The 21,077-nt window shown below is 58.9% G+C and carries 18 protein-coding genes and 1 tRNA gene; 6 read left to right on the top strand and 13 right to left on the bottom strand.

The window, feature by feature from the left end; translation table 11 throughout:
* Window positions 1-5 precede the first annotated feature (5 nt).
* The 6 genes from nuoJ to EV700_RS05985 all read left to right on the top strand — a co-directional run bounded on the left by nuoJ (window position 6) and on the right by EV700_RS05985 (window position 6,265).
* Window positions 6-572, top strand: a complete 567-nt coding sequence (nuoJ, locus tag EV700_RS05960; RefSeq protein ID WP_130411767.1) for an NADH-quinone oxidoreductase subunit J — start codon at window positions 6-8, stop codon at window positions 570-572.
* The gene (nuoK, locus tag EV700_RS05965) at window positions 569-877 is read left to right on the top strand and encodes an NADH-quinone oxidoreductase subunit NuoK (RefSeq protein ID WP_130411769.1); all 309 of its coding nucleotides are present in this window, start codon (window positions 569-571) and stop codon (window positions 875-877) included. Before nuoJ ends, nuoK begins: the two co-directional genes overlap by 4 nt.
* Complete coding sequence (nuoL, locus tag EV700_RS05970; RefSeq protein WP_130411771.1) at window positions 874-2,736, top strand: NADH-quinone oxidoreductase subunit L; 1,863 nt, start codon at window positions 874-876, stop codon at window positions 2,734-2,736. Before nuoK ends, nuoL begins: the two co-directional genes overlap by 4 nt.
* A 5-nt stretch (window positions 2,737-2,741) precedes the next feature.
* A complete protein-coding gene (gene nuoM / locus EV700_RS05975; protein ID WP_423201209.1) occupies window positions 2,742-4,304 on the top strand; it encodes an NADH-quinone oxidoreductase subunit M in 1,563 nt (520 codons plus the stop codon).
* 7 nt (window positions 4,305-4,311) lie between these two features.
* Window positions 4,312-5,781 carry an NADH-quinone oxidoreductase subunit NuoN gene (gene nuoN, locus EV700_RS05980; RefSeq protein WP_130411773.1) on the top strand — a complete coding sequence of 490 codons (1,470 nt, stop codon included), beginning with the start codon at window positions 4,312-4,314 and terminating at the stop codon, window positions 5,779-5,781.
* Window positions 5,782-5,863: 82 nt separating this feature from the next.
* Window positions 5,864-6,265 carry a DUF2721 domain-containing protein gene (locus EV700_RS05985; RefSeq protein ID WP_242610197.1) on the top strand — a complete coding sequence of 134 codons (402 nt, stop codon included), beginning with the start codon at window positions 5,864-5,866 and terminating at the stop codon, window positions 6,263-6,265.
* Between the two features lie 27 nt (window positions 6,266-6,292).
* Here the strand turns inward: EV700_RS05985 and ygiD are convergent, their stop codons facing one another.
* From ygiD to EV700_RS06050, 13 genes are all read right to left on the bottom strand, one after another.
* Window positions 6,293-7,066: a 4,5-DOPA-extradiol-dioxygenase gene (gene ygiD / locus EV700_RS05990; protein ID WP_130411775.1), complete on the bottom strand. Its 774-nt coding sequence runs from the start codon at window positions 7,064-7,066 to the stop codon at window positions 6,293-6,295.
* 588 nt (window positions 7,067-7,654) lie between these two features.
* Window positions 7,655-8,011, bottom strand: a complete 357-nt coding sequence (locus EV700_RS05995; RefSeq protein WP_130411777.1) for a hypothetical protein — start codon at window positions 8,009-8,011, stop codon at window positions 7,655-7,657.
* 86 nt (window positions 8,012-8,097) lie between these two features.
* Window positions 8,098-10,824, bottom strand: coding sequence for a DUF927 domain-containing protein (locus EV700_RS06000; RefSeq protein ID WP_130411779.1), 2,727 nt, complete (start codon window positions 10,822-10,824; stop codon window positions 8,098-8,100).
* A gap of 4 nt (window positions 10,825-10,828) precedes the next feature.
* Window positions 10,829-11,257, bottom strand: coding sequence for a hypothetical protein (locus EV700_RS06005; RefSeq protein WP_130411781.1), 429 nt, complete (start codon window positions 11,255-11,257; stop codon window positions 10,829-10,831).
* Between the two features lie 268 nt (window positions 11,258-11,525).
* Entirely contained in the window at window positions 11,526-11,753 is a 228-nt protein-coding gene (locus tag EV700_RS06010) for a hypothetical protein (protein WP_130411783.1), read from the bottom strand.
* A gap of 17 nt (window positions 11,754-11,770) precedes the next feature.
* On the bottom strand, window positions 11,771-11,974 hold the full coding sequence (locus EV700_RS06015) for a helix-turn-helix transcriptional regulator (protein WP_130411785.1): 204 nt from the start codon (window positions 11,972-11,974) through the stop codon (window positions 11,771-11,773).
* Window positions 11,975-12,087: 113 nt separating this feature from the next.
* The gene (locus tag EV700_RS06020; RefSeq protein ID WP_130411787.1) at window positions 12,088-13,095 is read right to left on the bottom strand and encodes a hypothetical protein; all 1,008 of its coding nucleotides are present in this window, start codon (window positions 13,093-13,095) and stop codon (window positions 12,088-12,090) included.
* Window positions 13,096-13,685: 590 nt separating this feature from the next.
* Window positions 13,686-14,918 (bottom strand): tyrosine-type recombinase/integrase, encoded by a 1,233-nt coding sequence (locus tag EV700_RS06025; protein WP_130411789.1) that lies wholly within the window; start codon window positions 14,916-14,918, stop codon window positions 13,686-13,688.
* 149 nt (window positions 14,919-15,067) lie between these two features.
* Window positions 15,068-15,143: transfer RNA gene (locus EV700_RS06030), tRNA-Lys, on the bottom strand.
* A gap of 153 nt (window positions 15,144-15,296) precedes the next feature.
* Complete coding sequence (locus EV700_RS06035; RefSeq protein WP_130411791.1) at window positions 15,297-17,123, bottom strand: long-chain-acyl-CoA synthetase; 1,827 nt, start codon at window positions 17,121-17,123, stop codon at window positions 15,297-15,299.
* Between the two features lie 172 nt (window positions 17,124-17,295).
* Window positions 17,296-18,114: an SDR family oxidoreductase gene (locus EV700_RS06040; protein WP_130411793.1), complete on the bottom strand. Its 819-nt coding sequence runs from the start codon at window positions 18,112-18,114 to the stop codon at window positions 17,296-17,298.
* A 94-nt stretch (window positions 18,115-18,208) separates the two neighbouring features.
* Window positions 18,209-20,161, bottom strand: coding sequence for an acetyl/propionyl/methylcrotonyl-CoA carboxylase subunit alpha (locus EV700_RS06045; protein ID WP_130411795.1), 1,953 nt, complete (start codon window positions 20,159-20,161; stop codon window positions 18,209-18,211).
* A gap of 89 nt (window positions 20,162-20,250) precedes the next feature.
* On the bottom strand, window positions 20,251-21,051 hold the full coding sequence (locus EV700_RS06050) for an enoyl-CoA hydratase/isomerase family protein (RefSeq protein ID WP_130411797.1): 801 nt from the start codon (window positions 21,049-21,051) through the stop codon (window positions 20,251-20,253).
* Between the last annotated feature and the right edge of the window lie 26 nt (window positions 21,052-21,077).

Below are 21,077 nucleotides of genomic sequence, written 5' to 3' on the forward strand. Positions count from 1 at the left end.
CGTTTATGGAAATCGCATTTTACGTTGCTGCGGCGGTAGCCATTCTGGCGACCCTCCGGGTGATTACCAACGCCAATCCGGTACATGCGTTGCTGAACCTGATCATTTCGCTGTTGGCGGTATCCGTGATCTTCTTCACGCTGGGCGCACCTTTTGCCGGAGCGCTGGAAATCATTGTCTATGCAGGCGCCATCATGGTGCTATTCGTGTTCGTGGTGATGATGCTGAATCTCGGCACTCAGGTTGATGCGCAGGAGCTCAAGTGGCTGCAGCTGCGAGTCTGGGTTGGCCCGGCAATCTTCGCAACCGCCTTGCTGGCGGAAATGGTTTATCTCCTGTCGGCGCCATCCGGTGCGAATCTGGGTCATACGCTGGTCGATGGCAAGCAGGTCGGCATAGCCCTGTTCGGGCCCTACCTGCTGACCGTGGAACTGGCATCCATGTTGTTGCTGGCGGCATTGGTCGCTGCGTGGCATCTGGGCAAGCATGACGCGGCTGAAGATCGTCAGGCCTTGCGGATTGCCGAGCGCCTTAATGCAGAAAACCACAAGGTGGAGGGCGGAACGAAATGAACGGTATTCCCCTGGAACATGGTCTGGGTGTCGCCGCGATCCTGTTCGTGCTCGGATTGGTCGGCGTGATGGTCAGACGCAATATCCTGTTCATGCTGCTTTGCCTGGAAGTCATGATGAATGCCGCGGCGTTGGCTTTTGTCGTGGCTGGAAGCCGCTGGGGGCAGCCTGACGGCCAGATCATGTTCATTCTGATCCTGAGCCTTGCCGCTGCCGAAGCCAGTATCGGCCTGGCAATCCTGTTGCAATTTTATCGTCGCCATCATTCCCTGGATATTGATGCGGCAAGCGAGATGCGCGGATGAACCTTCTCTATTTGACCTTTGTCTTCCCTTTGGTGGGGTTCCTGCTGCTGTCGACCATTCGCAGCCGCCTGACTGAAAACCTGGCCGCCGTCATCGGTGTCGGGTCGATGGGCCTGGCTGCCTTGACAGCATTGTATGTAGGCATCGACTTCCTGAGCATAGAGGGGCAGGGGGCCTATCGTCAGGTGTTGTGGACCTGGATGCAGGTCGGTGACTTCGCACCCGCCTTCGGGTTGCATCTGGACGGGCTGTCACTGACCATGCTTGGCGTTGTCACCGGCGTTGGCTTCCTGATTCATCTGTTTGCCTCCTGGTATATGCGCGGTGAGAAAGGCTACGAGCGTTTTTTCTCCTACATGAACCTGTTTGTGGCCAGTATGCTGCTGCTGGTGCTGGGCGACAACCTGCTGCTGCTTTATCTCGGTTGGGAAGGTGTCGGCCTGTGCAGCTATTTGCTGATCGGCTTCTACTACCACGATCGCGCTAACGGAGCGGCCGCCATCAAGGCGTTTACCGTGACGCGCGTGGGCGATGTGCTGATGGCCATCGGTTTGTTCATCATTTATCACCAGCTCGGCACGCTCGACATTCAGGAAATCCTGGTGCGCGCTCCTGAAGTCTGGAAGACCGGCGATATGGCGGTGACGTTGGCAACCTTGATGCTGCTGGGCGGAGCCGTGGGTAAGTCCGCACAGTTGCCGTTGCAAACCTGGTTGGCGGACGCCATGGCGGGCCCGACGCCGGTTTCGGCGCTGATTCACGCGGCTACCATGGTGACCGCCGGTGTCTACCTGATTGCCCGCACGCACGTGCTGTTCATGATGGCGCCGGAAGTGTTGCAACTGGTGGGAGCCATCGGCGCCGTCACCTTGGTTCTGGCCGGCTTTTCCGCCATGGTTCAGACCGATATCAAGCGTATCCTCGCGTACTCCACCATGAGCCAGATTGGTTACATGTTCCTGGCGCTGGGCGCCGGAGCCTGGAGCGCCGCCGTTTTCCACTTGATGACGCATGCGTTCTTCAAGGCGCTGTTGTTCCTTTCTTCCGGTGCTGTGATCATTGCCTGCCATCATGAACAGAACATTTTCAAGATGGGCGGCTTGTGGAAAAAGATTCCGTTTGTTTATGCCTGCTTCCTCGTGGGCGGCGGCGCATTAGCGGCGTTACCGTTCCTGACGGTAGGCTTCTACAGTAAAGATGAAATCCTGTGGGATGAGTTCGGCACCCAGCACTTTGAACTGTTCTGGGCTGGCTTGGTTGGAGCGTTCTTTACCTCGATCTACACTTTCCGTCTGATCTTCATCGTCTTCCACGGCAAGGAAAACACCCATGCACATGCACTGAAAGGCGTGAGTTACTGGCTGCCGCTGGGCGTACTGCTGGTATTGTCGACCGCCGTTGGCGCCATGATTCATCCGCCGCTGGACGGCGTGCTGCCGGCGTTGAACATCACGCCGAACGAAGAGGCCAAGCATTACGTTGAAATGCTGTCCGGCACCGTTGCCCTGGTTGGTATCGGGATTGCGGCTTTCCTGTTCCTCGGTGAACGCAAACTGGCGACCGCCGTCGCCCAATCACCGCTGGGTCGTTTGCTGTCGCGGCTGTGGATGTCCGGGTGGGGATTCGACTGGGTCTACGACAAGCTGTTCGTCAAGCCTTACCTGTTCCTTGTCCGCATCAATCGCAATGACATCATTGATCAGGGGATTGGCCTGATTCCCCGTTTTGCCCGCTGGTCTCATGACGGCGTCAGCGTGACCGAAAGCGGCCGCCTGCGCTGGTATGCCGCCAGCATGGTTCTGGGCGCGGTCATGGTCCTCGCGGCCCTGATCTACCTCAGCAGCAACTTTAAAGGATAAGCCCGATGATGACTGATCTGATTCTTCCCGCCCTTATCCTGATTCCGTTTGTTGGCGGCTTGCTGTGTTGGCAGGGCGAGCGTCTTGGCCTTGGCCTGCCGCGCTGGGTTGCCCTGATCAGCATGCTGCTGGTCTTCCTGTTGTCGTTGCAAATCTGGGCCATGGGGAATTACACCCTGCCCGCCATTGGTGCGCAGACCACGCAATGGCAGCTGGAGTATCAGGCCCCCTGGATTCCGGCGCTGGGCATCAGCATCCATCTGGCGCTGGATGGCCTGTCGTTGCTTATGATCATGTTGACCGGCCTGCTGGGCTTCATGGCAGTGGCCTGTTCCTGGAGTGAAATCCAGCGTCATGTCGGCTTCTTCCACCTGAACCTGTTGTGGAGTCTGGGTGGTGTGATCGGGGTTTTCCTGGCGATCGACATGTTCCTGTTCTTCTTCTTCTGGGAAATGATGCTGGTGCCGGTTTACTTCCTGATTGCCCTTTGGGGGCATTCAGGCACCGACGGCAAGAGCCGTATCTATGCCGCAACTAAGTTCTTCATTTTCACCCAGGCCGCCGGTCTGATCATGCTGATCGGCATTCTGGCCTTGGTGTTCCTGAATTATTCGCAAACCCACGTGCTGAGCTTCGATTACCAGCATCTGTTGGGCACGCATATGTCCCCGAATGTTGAAATGGCGCTGATGTTGTGTTTCTTCGTCGCCTTTGCGGTGAAGTTGCCCGTGGTGCCTTTCCATTCCTGGCTGCCTGACGCCCATGCTCAGGCTCCGACAGCCGGTAGCGTCGACTTGGCCGGTATCCTGCTGAAGACGGCGGCCTACGGGATGCTCCGTTTTGCGCTGCCGTTCTTCCCGAATGCCTCGCAGGAATTTGCCCCGATCGCCATGTGGTTGGGTATCTTTGGCGTGTTCTACGGCGCTTTCCTGGCTTTTGGTCAGAATGACGTCAAGCGGCTGATCGCTTACACCAGTGTTTCCCACATGGGGTTTGTGTTGATCGGCATTTATTCCGGCAACCTGCTCACCATGCAGGGACTGGTGATGCAGATGCTGGCTCACGGCTTCTCTGCTGCCGGCCTGTTCATCCTGTGCGGCGAATTGTATGAGCGCGTACATACTCGCGACCTGCGCGAAATGGGCGGATTGTGGGGGAAGTTCAAGTATCTGCCCGCCATTATGATGTTCTTTTGCGCAGCCCTGCTTGGCATGCCGGGAACCGGTAACTTCGTTGGTGAATTCCTGATTCTGCTTGGCGCATACAAGGTTTCTCCGCTGATCACCATCCTGGCGACATCCAGTCTGGTGCTGGCCGGCCTGTATTCGCTGATCCTGATCCATCGCGCGTTGTTCGGAGAGTCCAAGCATGAAGGCGAAATTCCGGATCTGAGCCGTCGTGAAATCGCCATCATGGTAAGCCTGATGGGCGTCCTGTTGTTCCTGGGGCTTTATCCGCAACCGGTGCTGAATACATCGCAAGCGTCGATGAGCAGTATTGAACAGCTTTATCAGCCGGCTTCCGCCGCTGCTCCCGTGTCGTCCGTCATGACGCCAGAACTGCGCTGAGGTCACCATGAATCTGACAATTGCAAACCTGTTACCCCTGCTGCCTATTATCCTGGCCAGCCTGACGGCGGTTGTGGTGATGCTGGCGGTTGCGTTCGGCCGCAATCACTGGTGGAACGCCACGCTGACGGTGGTCGGCCTGAACATTTCGCTGGCTTCGGCCATCTGGCTGGCGCTGAGCCAGCCGCTTGCCCCGCAGATGGTGACACCGCTGTTGGTGGTTGATGCCTATGCCTACTTTTACATGGCGATGATTCTGGCCGGAACACTGGCCTGCTGCACCCTGACCCATGCCTACATGGAGGGCTATGCCAGCAACAAGGAAGAAATCTACCTGTTGTTGACCATTGCCGCCGTAGGGGCGATGGTGCTGGTATGCAGTCGGCACATGGCTTCGTTCTTTATCGGTCTGGAATTGATGTCGGTACCGGTATACGGCATGGTGGCGTATACCTACCAGCGCAAGCGCTCACTGGAAGCCGGCATCAAATACATGGTGCTCTCCGCAACGGCCTCCGCGTTCATGCTGTTCGGCATGGCGCTGCTGTATGCCCTGACCGGCAATCTGGAGTTCCAGGGTTTGGCCCAAGCGACCACCATTGAAATCGTCAACAGTCCGTTGTCGGTGATCGGAGTCGGCATGATTCTGATTGGCGTGGCCTTCAAACTGTCAATCGCTCCGTTCCATCTGTGGACTCCTGATGTGTATGAGGGGGCTCCCGCGCCTGTGGGCGCATTTCTGGCCTCGGTGGGCAAGGTCGCGGTCTTTGCCGTGCTGCTGCGCTGGTTGATTGAAACGCCGTCTGCCTATTCGATGGCGTTGCGCGATGTCATGGCTGTCCTGGCTGTCCTGTCAATCATCATCGGTAACGTGCTGGCGCTGAACCAGAACAACATCAAGCGCATTCTGGGTTATTCCTCGATTGCGCATATGGGCTATCTGCTGGCGGCGGTTGTTTCCGGTGGCATTCTGGCGATCCAGACGGTTCAGATTTATTTGCTGACGTATGTGATCACCACGCTGGGCGCTTTCGGTGTCATTACCCTGATGTCCAGCCCGTTGCGTCATGACGATGCGGATGCCTTGTTCAACTATCGCGGTCTGTTCTGGCGTCGTCCGATCCTGACGGCTGTTATGACAATCATGCTGCTCTCTCTGGCGGGTATTCCGCTGACAGCCGGTTTTATCGGCAAGTTCTTCGTGATCATGACCGGCGTCAAGGCGGAGTTGTGGTGGCTGATGGGGGCGGTTGTCCTTGGCAGTGCGATCGGCCTGTATTACTACCTGCGCGTTATGGTGACTCTGTATATGGCGACAGCGGGCTTGAAGAAGCACGATGCGCCGTTGAACTGGGGCCAGCAGGCAGGCGGCGTCATGGTGCTGCTGATTGCCGGTCTGGTGCTGCTGCTGGGGGTCTACCCGCAACCGGCGCTGGTGCTGGTGAATATCGTGTCGCGGACTCTGTTGGGCGGTTGATCCGGTCAACAGTTAATGAAACAGCCTCCTGCGGGAGGCTGTTTCATTTCTGACGTGGCGAAAATGCATTATAGTCATCCTTATGGAAATTACCCTGACCACTCCCGCGATTCTGTTTCCGGCCATTTCATTGCTGATGTTGGCCTATACCAATCGCTTCCTGGCGCTGGCCAGCCTGATTCGCAATCTTCACGCTCACCACGAACAACGCAAGCATGATGCCCGCTACCGGGCGCAATTGCAGAGTCTGCGCAAGCGCAACCGCCTGATAAGGCGCATGCAGACTTGGGGTATGTCCAGCTTCGTGCTGTGCGTCGCCTCGATGCTGTGCCTGTTCTTTGGCAATGAGCTATTGGGGCGCTGGGTTTTTGGCGGCAGCCTGACGGCGCTGATGGTATCGCTGGTGACTTCGGTGGTTGAAATCCGCATCTCGCTGGATGCGTTGGAAATCGAGCTTTCGGATCTGGATGCCGAGGCGGAATAGTCCGTTTCCGCCTCGGTCTGATCCGGTTCAATTCAGTAAAAAGCTTCGCAACGAAATCCCGCCGTATTCATAGCCCTCATAACTCCATTCGAGCCGATCGGTTGGAAGACGCGCGCCGGTGACGTACAGCAGCGGCCAGTAATGATCCTCACTGGGCACTGATAATCGGGCATCACCATCCTGAGCGGCTCTGGCTTGGGTCAGAAAAGCATTATCGCAGCTCTCAATGGCCTTCTTGACGCCCAGATCATAGCGTTGCGCCCAGGGAAAGCCGCTTTCAGGCTGCCGCCAATCCAGTTCACGCAGGTTATGCACAATGTTGCCGCTGGCGACGATTATGTAGCCTTCATTCCGAAGTTCACGGAGGCTTTCGCCCAGCGCCAGATGCCCGGCGCGGTCGAGACGCACATCAAGACCAAGCTGCACCAAGGGCACATCCGCATCCGGCCACAGATGCTTCAGCACCGTCCAGACGCCATGATCGAAGCCCTGATCCGGCATAGCCTGGATGGAGCTGTTCAGCTGCAACAACCGCTGGATCAATTCGGGAGAAGTGCGCGGTTGATAGCGAATGTCGTACAAGGCATCCGGAAAGCCCGAGAAGTCAAAAACCTGCCTGGGCTGAGGGGCGGTGGTCATGGCCAATCCGCGGGCTAACCAGTGCGCTGAAATCACCAGCGCGGCCTTGGGACGGGGAAGGCGCTTACCCAGCTGTTGCAGACTTTGCGTAAAGGCATTGTCGCGGATCGCATTTTCCGGCGAGCCGTGGCCGATGAAGAGGGCGGGGGCGGGAGTGTTCATGGTTCGACGTCCGGCATGGATTGATAGGCCCAGAGTAGGCGTCGGAGGGATTGCTGGCTAGTCTCGATGCCGCGTGTGCGGTGTTTCCCTAATGGGAACAGGGAACGATGGACAAGGCTTCGCCGGGTTTTTTGTAAATTCAGGGAGGTCGCATGGGAATAAAGGGAGAAGCTGAAATGGTTCGGCCGTCTATTGAACTGTACTCTAGAATCATTGCAGTGCAATGATTCTATGATTCTGCTTTTTGAATGTACCCCCAAAAGTACCCCCAGATTATATTCGTGCCTTGATGGCGTCAGGATTTGTGCTAATAGGCTGTACGGGGCTTTCGCACTTACGGCAATGCCCTTCAAAGACACCGGTTGTTGAACTCTTCCAATAGCCAAATGTTTTGTACGAGGGATTAGCGACAGTTATGAACTCACTATTTCCACAATCACACTTCAAGCCATGGTCACCAGATTCATTTGTAACTTTATAAAACTGATTAATTTTCGGAACCATTGAGAGTCACCATTGTTAAGTAGGAGAGAATTGATGCTTGTGAGCCTGCTACGTAGCTCAAATATTGTCAATTAAAGATGAGCTTCAAATAATGAATTCTGAATCATTAATAAGCGGTGGGAACAGTGGGAACAGTGGGAACAAATTGCCGCAGGCATTGGGCTGCAGTGTTCTTGCTGTTCCCACCCGAGCACTTGCTTGTTCCCACTGTCCCTTGCTGGTGGGAACAAGCGCCCGCTTGGTTGTACGTTTCTTATCCAAGATGTTCCCACGGTGGGAACAGAGTGGGAACAAGGTGGGAACAGGTCTAAGCATTGGGGTATAAGGTTTCCAGGGGTTGTTCCCACTGTTCCCACCACTTTTTCCTAAAATCGCTACCCGAAATTTTTCTGAGTTGGTTTTGTGGTTGATGTTTCCAAAAAGGGAACGCTGATTAAACATCAGGTTTTCCCCTGGAAACAAAAAAGGGCGCTCAATGCGCCCCGTTGGGTGGACTCTTGTCTCATTTTGAGACAGTTACCCTGTCATCAGTCGTCAAAGATGTGCTTGCCCATCAGGCAGTACACCCGCACGTTTCCTTCTGGCAACCGCTTGCGCACCTGGACGTGCTTGCCTTCCCCCGTGCGCAGCCAGCCCGCGTCCTTGAGCACGCCCACGACAAAATCCTTGTCGTAGCCGGAAATCACCTCCTTGAAGGCTTCGCCCAGGACAAAGTAAATCATCCCTTCGTCGTCCGGCTCCCGGTAGCCCATGCGGTTGATCGTGGTCTTGGTGGTGTGGTGGTCAAGCGTCAGGTCAGAGAACCGGCTTTCCCCGTGCTGCTCCAGGAAGGCTTTCACCTGCTGCAACAGCAATTCACGTTCCAGGTTGCCCACGGTTCCCCGTTGGCTAAGCCAGGCATCAAAGCAGGCTTTCACGCCGCGCCAGGCTTCACCCTTGGGCCAGCCGGTAATGCCGTACTCGGTGGCCAGTTCACCGGCCACGGCCACCAGGGCGAAGCGGGTGGCCACGCGCAGCACCTGCCCACCGGCATCGGCCGGGGCTAGGGCTTCCACGCAACGCTTGCGGCGCTCGTTGACTTCACGGGCCAGTTCTTCCGGGTTGCGGGTGATGGCTTCCAGGAACGCTTTCCCGGCGCTGCCGTAGTGTTCCCCGGTGCGTTGGTTCAGCGCTTCCACCAAGTCCTTGCTACTGGCGAAGCCGTGCAGGGTTTCCACCAGGCCATGCCCGGACTCGGTGTCGGCGGGAATGTCCACCAGGCGCAGTTCCTGCCCGGCGCGAATCTTCCGCCCGGCGGCCTGCATGTGCTGGTTCAAGCTCACTTCCCCGGATGACAGGAACAGCAAGCGCCAGGTCAGCAGCTTACGCGGCAGCACCGACTTGGAAGCCCGGTTCTTGCCTTGGCCGTTCGCCAGCATGTACACCGTTTCCCCCACGTCGCGGGGTTCGGCTTGGGCGATTTCATCCAGCACCAGCAGCCCGTCGTTGTACATGGCGGCGGTGGCTTCCAGGCCGTTGATGGTGGAGCGCCAGCTTTGTTTGAACTCGCGACTACCCCACACCGAACAGGCGACATGCTGCGCCGTACTCTTGCCCAGGCTGGAATTACCCCGGAAGTGAAAGCCGCCGGATTCATCCCCGGCCAGCTTCAGCAGCGCCCCGGCAAAGGCGCAGCTCACCCCGAACACCAAGCGCGAGTTACCGGAGCAGCAGGCGGCAATCCGGTCACGCCAGGCGTCCAGGTCGGCTTTGCTCTTGTAGCCGTGCGGCATGTGGCTGTCACTCTGGTAAACCACGCTCGCGGCCTGCGGGCCGTAGGTGCGTTCCGGGGTGACAAACACCAGGCGCTTTTCCCGGTTGTCCTGCCAGCCGGTGCGCTCTACACACAACACACGGCCGGGTGTCTGCTGGGTCTGGATGTATTGGGACAGCAGGTTGCGGGCGGACAGGCTGGGAGCGATGAACAAGCCCCCGCTCATCAGGTAGCCGCGCACGTCCGAGCCGTCACCCTTGAACAGTTCGGCAGGCATGGCCCACTGGTGGCGGTGGTTGTCACGGTCGAGCCATTCCAGCAGGTAGCCGTGGCCCATGTGGTCGGCGTTGCGGGTCAGCGCCAGCACCTTCAGCACCCCGCAAATGTGCTGCGGGGCTTTGGGGTTGCCTTCCTTGTCCAGGCCGACATGCCAGACGCCCCGGCGGGTGGGTTCGGGGTTATGTTCGTCCAGGTAGAAATAGGGCGCGGTCTGGCTGTCGTTGGCGGCGGCAGGGGCGTCCGGTGCGGCGGCTTGCTCCAAAGCGGCCTTGACGGCCTCAATCCCGGCGGCGCGGTGCAGGTCGTTAAAGTCTGTCCCGCTTTGCGGATCTGCAAAGACGGGAACGGCCAGCAAGCCATTCACGGCGCGGGCCGCTTCCTGTGCTTTCCGCAAGCCGGGGTTGCCGGGGGTGCGGGTGTCGTTGTCGGCGCAGATGACTAGGGCGGCGGCCGGGTGGGTCTGCCGCAGCCCCTGCGCCACGGCCAGCAGGTTGCCGGAATCAAAGGCCACGGCCACGGGGCGGCCGGTGGCTTCGTGCAGGCTGGCGCCGGTGGCGTAGCCTTCGCACATTAGCAGGCGTGACATGTCTCCCAGCGGCTGTGACTCGCCACCGGGAATCAGGAAGAAATGCCCCTGTTTGGCTCCACCCGGCAGAAAGCGCTTTTGGCCGTCATCCGCCAGGAATTGCAGGCTGTGCAGTTTGCCCGCGCCGTCCTGGATCGGAACCAGCAGGCAGCCCCGGCAGTTCTGGCCGCCAATGGTCAATTCTCCCTGGAAACACTTCACCCCGTATCCTTGCACGCCCTTGAGGGTCAGATAGGGATGATCGGCGCAGGGCGGGGCGGCTTGCCATAAGGCTTGCGCCTTGTCGGCCGCTTTCATCTGGCGGGCGGCTTTGTCCTTCCGGTCAGCCGCCGGGGCTTCCGGTGGCCGGGGGCGTGCTTCAGGACGGGGCAGGTCGGCACGGTAGCCGTTTTCCTTCGCCAGGTGGAACAGGGTGGCGATCCCCACGCCACCCGAGCCGTTGACGCTGCGCCAAACGTCCTTGGCGTCGCCGGGTTTGTAGCTGTCGGCGTTGGCGCTCCAGTCGTTCCACAGGGGGAAGCCTTCTTCCCCCAGTTCGGATTTCAGGGCCATGCCCACCCGCAACCAGGTTTCCCGGTCGTGGGCGGGGATGAACGCCAGGGCTGATTGAATCAGCCCGGTGTTAGTCGTGGTCATTGGTTTACGCCTCCTTGTCCGGCGTCAAAGCCAACACTTCGGCATGTGCCAGGGCGACAGACACGGCCGCTTGCAAATGGCGGCTGGCGGTGAGGATGGGCGCGGCCTGGATATGGGCGCTTTCTTGTCCGGACAGCACCAGCAGTACGCGGGCGGAGTCAAGGGCGTTATCCAGTTGGCTCAGGAATTGGAAGTGATCTTCCTTTTCGCGTTGGCAATCGGCGGACAACCATTCGCCCAGGGCGGCGGCCTGGATCAGGTGCTGGTGGGCGCTGTCGGCGGCCGTGAATACCAGACCGGCGTCTATGGTGTCCCCAGGTTGGGCGCTGTTGTCCATCAGGCGCAGCAGGTTTTCGGCATGGTTAAGCCGGGTCAGTAGTTCAAAGCGACGGTTGGCAATGGATACGGGGAAATTCGGGCGAGAGTTGGCCATGATAGGCTCCTTAGTTTTTTGAGATTTGAAGCCACACAACTCTGAGGAAGTTGGGTGGCGGGATTCACTCTCGGCAACTAAGAGCCGCCCCGCATATTGGCCTTGCGGCGTATTTTGCGATGTCATCCCGCCATAAGAGGCGGCATCATACCCGGAATTCAGGCGAATTTCGGGCATAAAAATACCGGAATGACGCTCCGGGGTGACGCTTAGTTTTTTCGAGAGGCCTCCATTATGGGCGGCGGGCTGGAAGCGGGTCAAGTGCATATCACACCCCCGCCAGGCGCAGCGCCTGGATAAGCCAGCAGGTCACGGCCACCGGCAGCAGGCCATGAACGCCCAGCCATACCAAAGCCCGCTTGGTATGAATGGCAAGTGTTGCGGGCTGTGCTTGGTCAATGGCTGTGCTATTCTTGCCGGGACTGGTTTCGCCACCTGTCACTGCTTCACCTGCAAAGCCCGCCTCCACGCGGGCTTTGTGCTTTTTGTTGTTCATCTGTCTTTCTCCCTGCATCACGCGGCTTGCGCCAGGTTAATCCGGGCGTCAATCCACGCCTGAATATCTGTCTCAAGCCAGCCGACAGCCCGAGCGCCCAGGGAAATAGGCTTGGGGAACGTGCCGTCACGCATGGCGTTATAGATGCTGCTGCGGGAAAGTCCGATGCGTTGTTCTACCTGCTTGCGGCGCAGGATGGCCGTGGTTTGGATATGGTTCATATTCGCCTCTGGTGGTAGCTACTGGAACAAGTAGCGGTGAGGCAAAGGTAGGGATTCGGCGGCGGGGATATTCGGACTTCCAAGTTTCAAATTCAGAAGTCCGAACTTCAGAGTTATTCCGGCAGGACTTCCTCGGCCAGGTCTAGCCAGTATTTCGCGGCTTCGTGGCTGACTCCGGCCACATTCCGGATAGCGGTAATCAGGCCGTGAGACTGTAGCCCCTTGTCGCGGGTCTGGGTGGGGAAGGCTTTCAAAGTGAGAGCGCCAATCAGCTTGGCGGCGGCTTTGCGCTGCATGGGGCTGCTGACGGCTTCACCGGATGGTGTTCCGGGCTTTGCGGCAAGCTGCTGCTGTAGCTCCTGGATGAGTGCATGCGCCTGTTGAAGTTCGGCCGCCTTGTGCGTGTGCTCATCCTGGATGGCTTTTAGCTGGCCTTGCGCCTGTTCCATTTTTTGCTTGTACCAGGCGGCGGCTTGGATCAGTGCATCGCCGGTGGTGCGTTGATAATTGCTGGCGATAACCCCGCAACGATCAATATTCACGGTCTGAAAGCTTTTGCGTTCGCAGCCCTTAAGCAAGGATAAATCCAGAGGGATACCTTTTTCATCGGCGATTGCCTGGAGTTGCTCCACCGGCAAGACGTAATAGGGGACAACCCATTCCGTCAGGTGGAACACGGTATCAGGCGTGGCGCGGTTCTGGAAAAAATCTGCCGGTGTGACAGGCTGCCCTTTGAGTATGGCGTTATGCGTTGAAGCATTCCCGGCGGCTGTCTTGGCGTCAGAGTAGCCCTTTTGAAGCGCACGCCATGAAGGATTTGTGATCATGGCGCTTAATTGCTGACCGGCGGGGGTGGTGGCTGGATGCTGTGGCTTGGGGCCGTGCAATAGGGCGGCGGAAACTTGCCGGGTGGTAATCGTGTTCAGTTCGGGAAAAACCAAGCCGTCCAGGTGGATGCGCTCCCCTTTGGTAACAACCATTCCTTGATAGTGGAAGCAGAGGGCCGGGGCCAGTTCGACAAGCACATGCTCCAGGGACAGGTGCAATAGATGATTAATCGCCACGTCCAGGCCGATGTAATCCTGATTCTGAAAAGTGAAAACCGGAAAGGGCGAACCCATGTGCAGCACTCCCTAAGTGCAAACCCTGACTGGTGAAGCCCTCAAGCCAGCACGCAGGGAAACATGTTTTCGGGTGGCCGCCCTAGGCTTGAGGAAGTGGGAGTGTAGCGGGGTGGCTGTCACCAGGGAAAGGGTCGGTTCGTGAAAATGCGGCACAGGCCCGAGATGCCGGGAATGCTTATAAGCGGCTCCGGGGGCGTTTATAAGCTGGCCTATAAACGGTGCTTATAAGCGTGTTTATAGCGCAGCTTATAAGCCGGTTTATAGGCGCGTTTATAAGCAATGGCCGGTGGCGATAGTGATGGCGATGGTTCTGATGATGGTGCGCACTATCGCCTGAATTATCGTCTTAACTATCGCCACAGGGAAATAGCAGTATCGCCACAAACCCTTGCAGCACTAGGTGTGGATAGTTGTGGCGATAGTTTTGACGATGGTTCCGATGATTATCGCCACGCGTCAGTGACAGCATCGCCTTAAAGCCTTGCGGCGCTAGGTGCGGATAGTGATGACGATAATGACCGCGACTATCCGCACGCCCCAAAAAGGGCCGGTTTCACCTGGTGCGGATAGTCGCCGCTTATAAGCAATCACACAGTGGCCCGCAGCTCATCCAGGTAATCCGCCCACACCTGCATCATACGCCGCCGGTCATCAAGGAACTTCGTCCGGTTATAGGCCGCGCCCAGGGCATCGGGAACCTTGTGGGCAAGTTGATGCTCGATTACTTCCGCCGGGAACTTCAGGCGCTCATGCAGCAGCGTCCGCGCCATTGCCCGGAAGCCGTGGCCAGTCATTTCTTCCTTGGCGATGCCCATCCGGCGCAGGCTCGACAAGATCGCGTTATCGCTCATGGGGCGCTCATCCGAGCGCGGGCTGGGGAACACATACCGGCCCCGGCCAGTGAGGGGCCGTATTTCTTCCAGGATGGCAATGGCCTGGCGGGAGAGGGGAACCACATGATCGGTTTTCGTCTTGCTGACCAGGTAGCGCCATTCGGCCGCTTCCAGGTCAATGTCCTTCCACTCGGCTTGGCGAAGCTCGCCAGGGCGGACAAATACCAGCGGGGCCAGGCGCAGGGCGCAGCGCGTGACCAATGTCCCGTGATACCCGTCAATCATGCGCAGCAGGTTACCCACGTCCGCCGGTTCGGTGACAGCCGCCATGTGTTCGGCGCGAGTGGGTGGGAGTGCGCCTTTTAAGTCTTGTGACGGGTCACGCTCGGCGCGGCCGGTGACGACGGCATAGCGGAAAATCTGTCCGCAGGATTGCAATACACGGTGAGCGGTTTCAAGTGCACCCCGTTCTTCAATCCGGCGCAGGGTATCCAGCAGCACCGGCGGGGTGATCTCGGCAATGGGTTTGCCACCCAGCCAGGGGAACACGTCGCGCTCCAAGCGGCGTAGCACCTTATCGGCATGAGATTCCGCCCAATTAGGGGAGTGTTTGGTGAACCACTCGCGGGCGATAGTCTCAAAGCTGTTTTCGGCGCGTAGTTCGCGGGCGGCTTTCTGAATCTTTCGGTTCTCGCCGGGGTCAATCTCATTGGCCAGCAGCTTGCGGGCGGCTTCGCGCTTCTCGCGGGCTTCCTTCAGGCTGACTTCGGGATATGTCCCCAGGGCCAGCAGCTTCTCCTTGCCGCCAAATCGGTACTTGAGCCGCCAGTATTTTGCGCCGTTGGATTTGGACAGCAGGAACATCCCGCCACCGTCAAAGTGCTTTTCATCTTTCTCAGCAGGCTTGAGGGTTCGCAAAAAAGAATCGGTGAGGGGCATTGCGGCGCGTCCGTTTCGGGGCAAAACCCTGCTGGGGGTATCGACCATTGGGGGTATCAAGAATACCCCCAAAAATACCCCCGTTTTGGTGTGGCTTGCAATGGTATTTGCTGGAATACGTTGGCCAATAAAAAAGCCCCAAACCGTTGCGCGGTGGGGCTTTAGTGTACTTCCGTGGAACTGTTTGGAAGTGAATCTGGTGGGTCGGCCGGGATTCGAACCCGGGACCAACGGATTAAAAGTCCGCTGCTCTACCGACTGAGCTACCGACCCAATCAAGACATCAGCAAGCTTGCGTTGCTGAGGCCGTGCATTTTACGGATTTCACCTGTTTTTGCAAGTTTTTTCCACCGAAAATCCGGGAGGTGTCCGTCAGTCGGGCAAGAAAAAAGCCGGTAAACCGGCTTTTTTCTCCACGGTGCGTTATCAGAAGCGATAAGCGCCGTTACCGATGTTTTCCCAGATTTCCGGGGTCAGCGGCTGGTAGTGATCAGTGCCGGGCAGCCAGACAAACAGCGGCTCCTTGTGCGACTGGTGCGGATCGAAACCTTCTTTCTTCAGATTGTTCTTCTGGTACTTGAAGGTGCCGGTCGTTTCCATCTTCTGCTGCTGACGCAGGAAGACAGGCACGGCATACGGCGGCATTTCACGGCGCAGATGCTCCAGCAGGTGGGCATAGTCAATATCGATGCCTTCGTGCGGGGTAATGGCGGCCATACCGGCGCGGCCGTTGGTGTTGGGGATTTCCACCCCGTAGACCACGGCTTCGGCGATCGACGGATATGAACTGACCAGATTTTCCACTTCCGTGGTCGATACGTTCTCACCTTTCCAGCGGAAGGTGTCGCCCAGACGGTCGACAAATTGCGCATGACGGAAGCCGATGTCACGCACCAGGTCGCCGGTGTTGAAGTAACGGTCGCCTTTCTCGAACACGTCGTGCAGGATGCAGGCTTCGTTCTTGGCGGCGTCGGTGTAACCGTCAAAGGGTGTGCGCTCGGTGATTTTGCCGACCAGCAGGCCGGGCTCTCCCTTGGCGGCCTTGATCATGAAGCCATCCGCGCCGCGGATCGGCTTTTCGTTTTCCTTGTCGTACTTGACGATGGCGTACGGCAGCGGCGAGAAGCCGACGGTATTGTCGAAGTTGAAGATGTTGTTGAAGCCGATGTTGCCTTCCGAGGAGGCGTACAGCTCGTAGACTTCATCGACGCCATAGCGCTGCTTGAACGGGCCCCAGATGTTCGGGCGCATGCCGTTGCCGACCATCTTGGTAACGCGGTGGGCGCGATCTTCGGCCTTGGCGGGAACTTCCATCAGGTAGCGGCACAGTTCGCCGACATAACCGATGGCGGAGGCGTTGAAGCGGCGGACATCTTCCCAGAACTCACGGGCCGAGAACTTGCGACGGATGGCGAAACCGCTGGCGCCGTAAATGGCCGCGCCCCAGCACACCACCATGCCGGTGGCGTGGTAGAGGGGCAGGGTGCAGTACATGATGTCGTTCTTTTGCAGATCCATCACCGAACCGAAGACGCCATAGGCTTTCATCCAGCGGCCGTGACTGAAAATGGCGGCCTTGGGCATGCCGGTGGTGCCGGAGGTATAGATGTAGTACAGACCGTCGCTGTAATAGACGTTATTGGTCGTCGGCGGGTTGTAGCTGGGAGCGCTCTGCAACTCGATGGCCAGGTTGCGGAAAGTCTCGGGGGCTTCACCGGCTTCCTTCAGCGTGTCCTGATCGGCCAGCCAGTAGATGCGGTCGGACGGAATGCTCAAGTCACCTCGCACTTCCGAGAAAGAGTCGACCAGTTCCGAGCCGATGATGGCCATTTTCGGCTTCACCAGATTGATGCTGTGCGTCAGCACCTTGCCGGTCTGGGATGTGTTGACCATGGCGGAAATGACGCCGATCTTGGCCAGACCGGTGGTAACAGCCAGCAATTCGGGACGGTTTTCAATGAAGACGGCAACCACGTCGCCCTTCTTCAAACCCTGCGCCATGAAATAGTGGGCGACGCGGTTGGCCCACTGGTTGAACTGCAGGTAGTTCAGGTTGGTGTCCTTGTAAAGGACCGCCGGACCGTAAGGATTCGCCTTGGTGGCCTTTTCGATCGCCCAGCCCAAGCCGCCGGCCTTGGTGGGATTGGTGCTGGAACCCAGCGCCAGACCATACGCCATCTTGGGCAGTTTCCGGACAACTTCGGGGAGTTTTCGGGCGATGTCTTTGACGGTAATGAGGTCTTGTTTGCTCATGTAGGGGGCATCCTCTGGCGCAAAAGCAGGGTTTGCGGATGAAACGGAAGAGATGAACAGTCCGTGGAATTGTGTCTGTCCTGTAAGTCGCGCCCTACCTTACCCGCTGAAGCCAGTCTTCGCAAGACGTGGGGGTAGGGCGTGTCCGAAAATACCAATCAATTGGCCGCAATCAATCGAGGAAGAAGTCCTTCTGGATACGGTCGATGGTGGCGGGATTGCAGGCATACGGGGCGAAATCGGTGACGCCGGCGGTGCGCAGCACGGACTCGTCGATTTCGTTCTGGCCGGTGCGGCGGCTGGTGATGATAGTCCAGGCGGCGTCGGCCATGATGTCCGGCTTGCGGCAGACATCCACGGCTTCGTCATTGGCGATGTTGTTGGTGACGGCGGCGGTGGCGATATAGGTTTCCGGCCACAGCGTGTTGACGCAGATGCCGTAATCCTTGAACTCCTGCGCCATGCCGATCGACAGCAACGTCATGCCGTACTTGGACAGGGTATAAGGCGCGAAGATGGTCAGCCACTTCGGGTTGAGGTTGATGGGCGGCGACAGGCTGAGGATATGACCGTTCGACGACTTCTTCAGGTACGGCAGCGCGGCCTGACTGCAGAGGAAGACGGCGCGCGAGTTGATCGACTGGATCAGGTCGTACTTTTTCAGCGGGGTGTTCTCGACATTCGACAGCGACAAGGCCCCGGCGTTGTTGATCAGGATGTCGATACCGCCGAAGTGCTCGGCCGCCTTGGCCAGTGCGTCGCGAACCGAGGCTTCGTCACGTACGTCGAGGGCGATGGCGAGGGCCTTTCCGCCCGCCGCTTCGACTTCGGCGGCGACGGTATGGATGCTGCCGCCCAGCTTGGGGTGCGGCTCTTCCGACTTGGCGGCGATGACGACGTTGGCGCCGTCACGGGCGCAGCGCAGGGCGATGGCGCGGCCGATACCGCGGCTGGCGCCGGTGATGAAGACGGTCTGGTTCTTCAGGGACATGGTGAATCTCCTTTCGGGGTTCGTAGGGGCGCACTGCGCGCTGAACATAAAGTGTGTTTGGCCGATAGGACGCACGCAGTGCGCCCCTACGGGATTATTCGGGAGCGATGACCAGCATCACCTGCCGCTTCTTCAACTGCATCTTCTCGCTGACGTGGATTTCCCGCACCACACCGCTGCAAGGGGCCTTCAGCGGGTGCTCGATCTTCATCGCTTCCAGCAGCATCAGTGTCTGACCGGCGGTGACGGTATCGCCAACTTCGGCGAAAACCTTGACCAGCAAGCCGTCCATCGGCGCATTGATCTGGTTCTGGCTGGCGGCGTCGGCGGTCTTGGGCGGGGCATGAGTGTCGTCGCGGGCGATCAACTGGCCGTTTCCGGCGTCGAAGTAGACCGCGCCTTCCGCGCAAACATAATCCAGCGACCGGCGATGACCGTCGACGGCGTAACAGAGCTTGGTGCCCGCCGTTTCAAGAACGCTGATCGCAAAAGTGTTTTCACCGGCCACGATCTGCCAGACATCGCCATGCACCGGGGCGCTCACCTGAACGATCTGCTTTTGTTCGCCAATCGCCAGATGCATCACCTTGCCGGGCAGGAAAGCCGTTTGCAGGCGATGCGCCGGAGTACTTTCCAAGCCGGTCAGCAGTCCGGCCAGTGCGAAATCAAAGGCGGTGGCGACGTAGGGACGGACCGTGGTCAGGTCGGCGTCATGCTGGGCGAGGAAGCCGGTATGGGTGTCCCCGGCGATGAAGGCCGGATGGCGCAGCAGCTGCGACAGGTAGGCCTTGTTGTTGTTCAGGCCGAGCAGCACGCTGTCTTCCACCGCGCGCGCCAGCACGCGGGCGGCTTCGGTGCGGGTGGAACCCCAGGCGATCACCTTGGCGATCATCGGGTCGTAGAAGGGACTGACTTCACCGCCGGTACGCACGCCGTCGTCAATCCGGACCTGCGCGCCGGTAGCCGGTTGCCAGCTCAGGATCGGGCCTGTCTGCGGCAGGTAGTTGTGCGAGGGATCTTCGGCATAAAGACGTACTTCAATGGCGTGACCGTTCAGTTGAACTTGGTCCTGCGTGATCGGCAGCTTTTCACCGGCAGCAATTTTCAACTGCCAGGCGACGAGATCGAGGCCGGTAATCAGTTCGGTGACCGGGTGTTCCACCTGCAGCCGGGTGTTCATTTCGAGGAAATAGAACTCACCACTGGCATCCAGCAGGAACTCGACCGTGCCTGCGCCAACATAATTGACGGCCTTGGCGGCGGCGACGGCGGCTTCACCCATGCGCTGGCGCAGTTCCGGGGTCATGACAGGGCAGGGTGCTTCTTCCACCACCTTCTGGTGACGACGCTGGATGGAGCAGTCGCGTTCGCCCAGATACAGGCAGTTGCCGTGCTGGTCGGCGAAGACCTGCAATTCCACATGACGCGGATTGATGACGGCCTTTTCCAGAATCAGTTCACCGCTGCCGAACGCGTTCTGCGCTTCCGAACGGGCAGTGCGGATGGCGGCCAGCAGTTCATCCTCGTGGGTGACGCAGCGCATGCCGCGCCCGCCGCCACCGGCCGAGGCCTTGATCATCACCGGCACGCCGATTTTTCGGGCTTCGGCGGCGAGGAAGTTCTCATCCTGGTTTTCGCCTTCATAGCCGGGGACGCAGGGCACACCGGCCTTGATCATCATGATCTTGGCATTGCGCTTGCTGCCCATGTCATAAATGGCCTTGGGCGGCGGGCCGATGAAGACGACGCCATTTTCCGCGCAGGCAGTGGCGAAATCTTCATTTTCCGACATGAAACCGTAGCCGGGATGCACGGCATCCGCACCGCTGCGGGCACAGGCGTCGAGAATGGCTTGCGGGTTCAGGTACGAGGCCGAGACGGTGGACGGGCCGATATGCACCGCTTCATCCGCGAGGCGGGTGTGGGGGGCATTGGCGTCGGCATCCGAGTAAACGGCGACGGTGCGGTAACCGAGTTGTTTGGCGGTGCGGATCACCCGGCAGGCAATCTCGCCACGGTTGGCAATCAGGACTTTGGTGAAGGACATAAGCCGTTCCTTTCTCAATGTAGGTCGGGCTGAAGCCCGACAACAGCGTTGTGACAGAGGGTGTTGTCGGGCTGAAGCCCGACCTACAGTCAATTAACCCAATTCGCCGGACGTTTCTGGATGAAGGCCATGCCACCCTCCATGCCTTCGGCACTCTGGATGGCGGCGGCAAAGGCATCGGCGGCGTCATCCAGCAGGCTGTCCAGCGGATGGTGGCCGACCTTGAGCAGCAGCGCCTTGGTGACACGGTTGGCATCGGGGGCGCACTGGTTGATGTCGGCCAAGGTGCGTTGCAGCGCGGCTTCCAGCGTTTCAGCGTCGGCGCAGACTTCGTGCACCAGCCCTATCTGCGCTGCTTGCACGCCGTTGATGCGCAGGCCGAGCAGGGCAAGGCGGCGGGCCTGGGTCAGGCCGATGCGCTGCACCACGAAGGGCGCGATCTGGGCGGGAATGATGCCTAGGCGGGTTTCCGGCATGCCGAACTGGGCGTCGGCGCGGGCAATGGCCACATCGCTGATGCAGGTCAGGCCGAAACCGCCGCCCAACGCCGCGCCTTCCACCACCGCAATCACCACCAGCGGCGCGTTCGTGACTTGCGTCAGCAATTCGCCGAAGACACGGTTGAAGCTCTGGTAGGCGCGTGGATCATCCACGGCCTTCTGGCGGATGGTCATCATGTCGCGGACATCGCCGCCCGCGCAGAAGTGGCCGCCCGCGCCGCGCAGCACCACGGCGCGCACGGCATTGGCCGCCGCCCAGGTGAAGACGCCTTGCAGTTCCTGCACCATCTGCAGGCTCATGGAGTTCCGGCTGTCCGGACGGTTCAGGGTGATGTGCAGCACGCCCTTGTCGAGCGTCAGCAGCAGGGTTTCGGTGACGGGCAAGTCCATGGAGACCTCCGGAATTTCATGTGTCC

Source organism: Fluviicoccus keumensis, assembly GCF_004217445.1.
Lineage (GTDB): Bacteria > Pseudomonadota > Gammaproteobacteria > Pseudomonadales > Moraxellaceae > Fluviicoccus > Fluviicoccus keumensis.

Bases quoted from the DNA above. Each gene is read 5' to 3' on its own strand.
- EV700_RS06040 (WP_130411793.1), bottom strand. From the start codon at position 18,114: ATGTCCCTGAAGAACCAGACCGTCTTCATCACCGGCGCCAGCCGCGGT.
- EV700_RS06000 (WP_130411779.1), bottom strand. From the start codon at position 10,824: ATGACCACGACTAACACCGGGCTGATTCAATCAGCCCTGGCGTTCATC.
- EV700_RS06025 (WP_130411789.1), bottom strand. From the start codon at position 14,918: ATGGTCGATACCCCCAGCAGGGTTTTGCCCCGAAACGGACGCGCCGCA.
- nuoL (WP_130411771.1), top strand. From the start codon at position 874: ATGAACCTTCTCTATTTGACCTTTGTCTTCCCTTTGGTGGGGTTCCTG.
- EV700_RS06050 (WP_130411797.1), bottom strand. From the start codon at position 21,051: ATGGACTTGCCCGTCACCGAAACCCTGCTGCTGACGCTCGACAAGGGC.
- EV700_RS06035 (WP_130411791.1), bottom strand. From the start codon at position 17,123: ATGAGCAAACAAGACCTCATTACCGTCAAAGACATCGCCCGAAAACTC.
- EV700_RS06020 (WP_130411787.1), bottom strand. From the start codon at position 13,095: ATGGGTTCGCCCTTTCCGGTTTTCACTTTTCAGAATCAGGATTACATC.
- EV700_RS06015 (WP_130411785.1), bottom strand. From the start codon at position 11,974: ATGAACCATATCCAAACCACGGCCATCCTGCGCCGCAAGCAGGTAGAA.
- nuoM (WP_423201209.1), top strand. From the start codon at position 2,742: ATGATGACTGATCTGATTCTTCCCGCCCTTATCCTGATTCCGTTTGTT.
- EV700_RS06010 (WP_130411783.1), bottom strand. From the start codon at position 11,753: ATGAACAACAAAAAGCACAAAGCCCGCGTGGAGGCGGGCTTTGCAGGT.
- EV700_RS06005 (WP_130411781.1), bottom strand. From the start codon at position 11,257: ATGGCCAACTCTCGCCCGAATTTCCCCGTATCCATTGCCAACCGTCGC.
- ygiD (WP_130411775.1), bottom strand. From the start codon at position 7,066: ATGAACACTCCCGCCCCCGCCCTCTTCATCGGCCACGGCTCGCCGGAA.
- EV700_RS05985 (WP_242610197.1), top strand. From the start codon at position 5,864: ATGGAAATTACCCTGACCACTCCCGCGATTCTGTTTCCGGCCATTTCA.
- EV700_RS06045 (WP_130411795.1), bottom strand. From the start codon at position 20,161: ATGTCCTTCACCAAAGTCCTGATTGCCAACCGTGGCGAGATTGCCTGC.
- EV700_RS05995 (WP_130411777.1), bottom strand. From the start codon at position 8,011: ATGTTTAATCAGCGTTCCCTTTTTGGAAACATCAACCACAAAACCAAC.
- nuoJ (WP_130411767.1), top strand. From the start codon at position 6: ATGGAAATCGCATTTTACGTTGCTGCGGCGGTAGCCATTCTGGCGACC.
- nuoN (WP_130411773.1), top strand. From the start codon at position 4,312: ATGAATCTGACAATTGCAAACCTGTTACCCCTGCTGCCTATTATCCTG.
- nuoK (WP_130411769.1), top strand. From the start codon at position 569: ATGAACGGTATTCCCCTGGAACATGGTCTGGGTGTCGCCGCGATCCTG.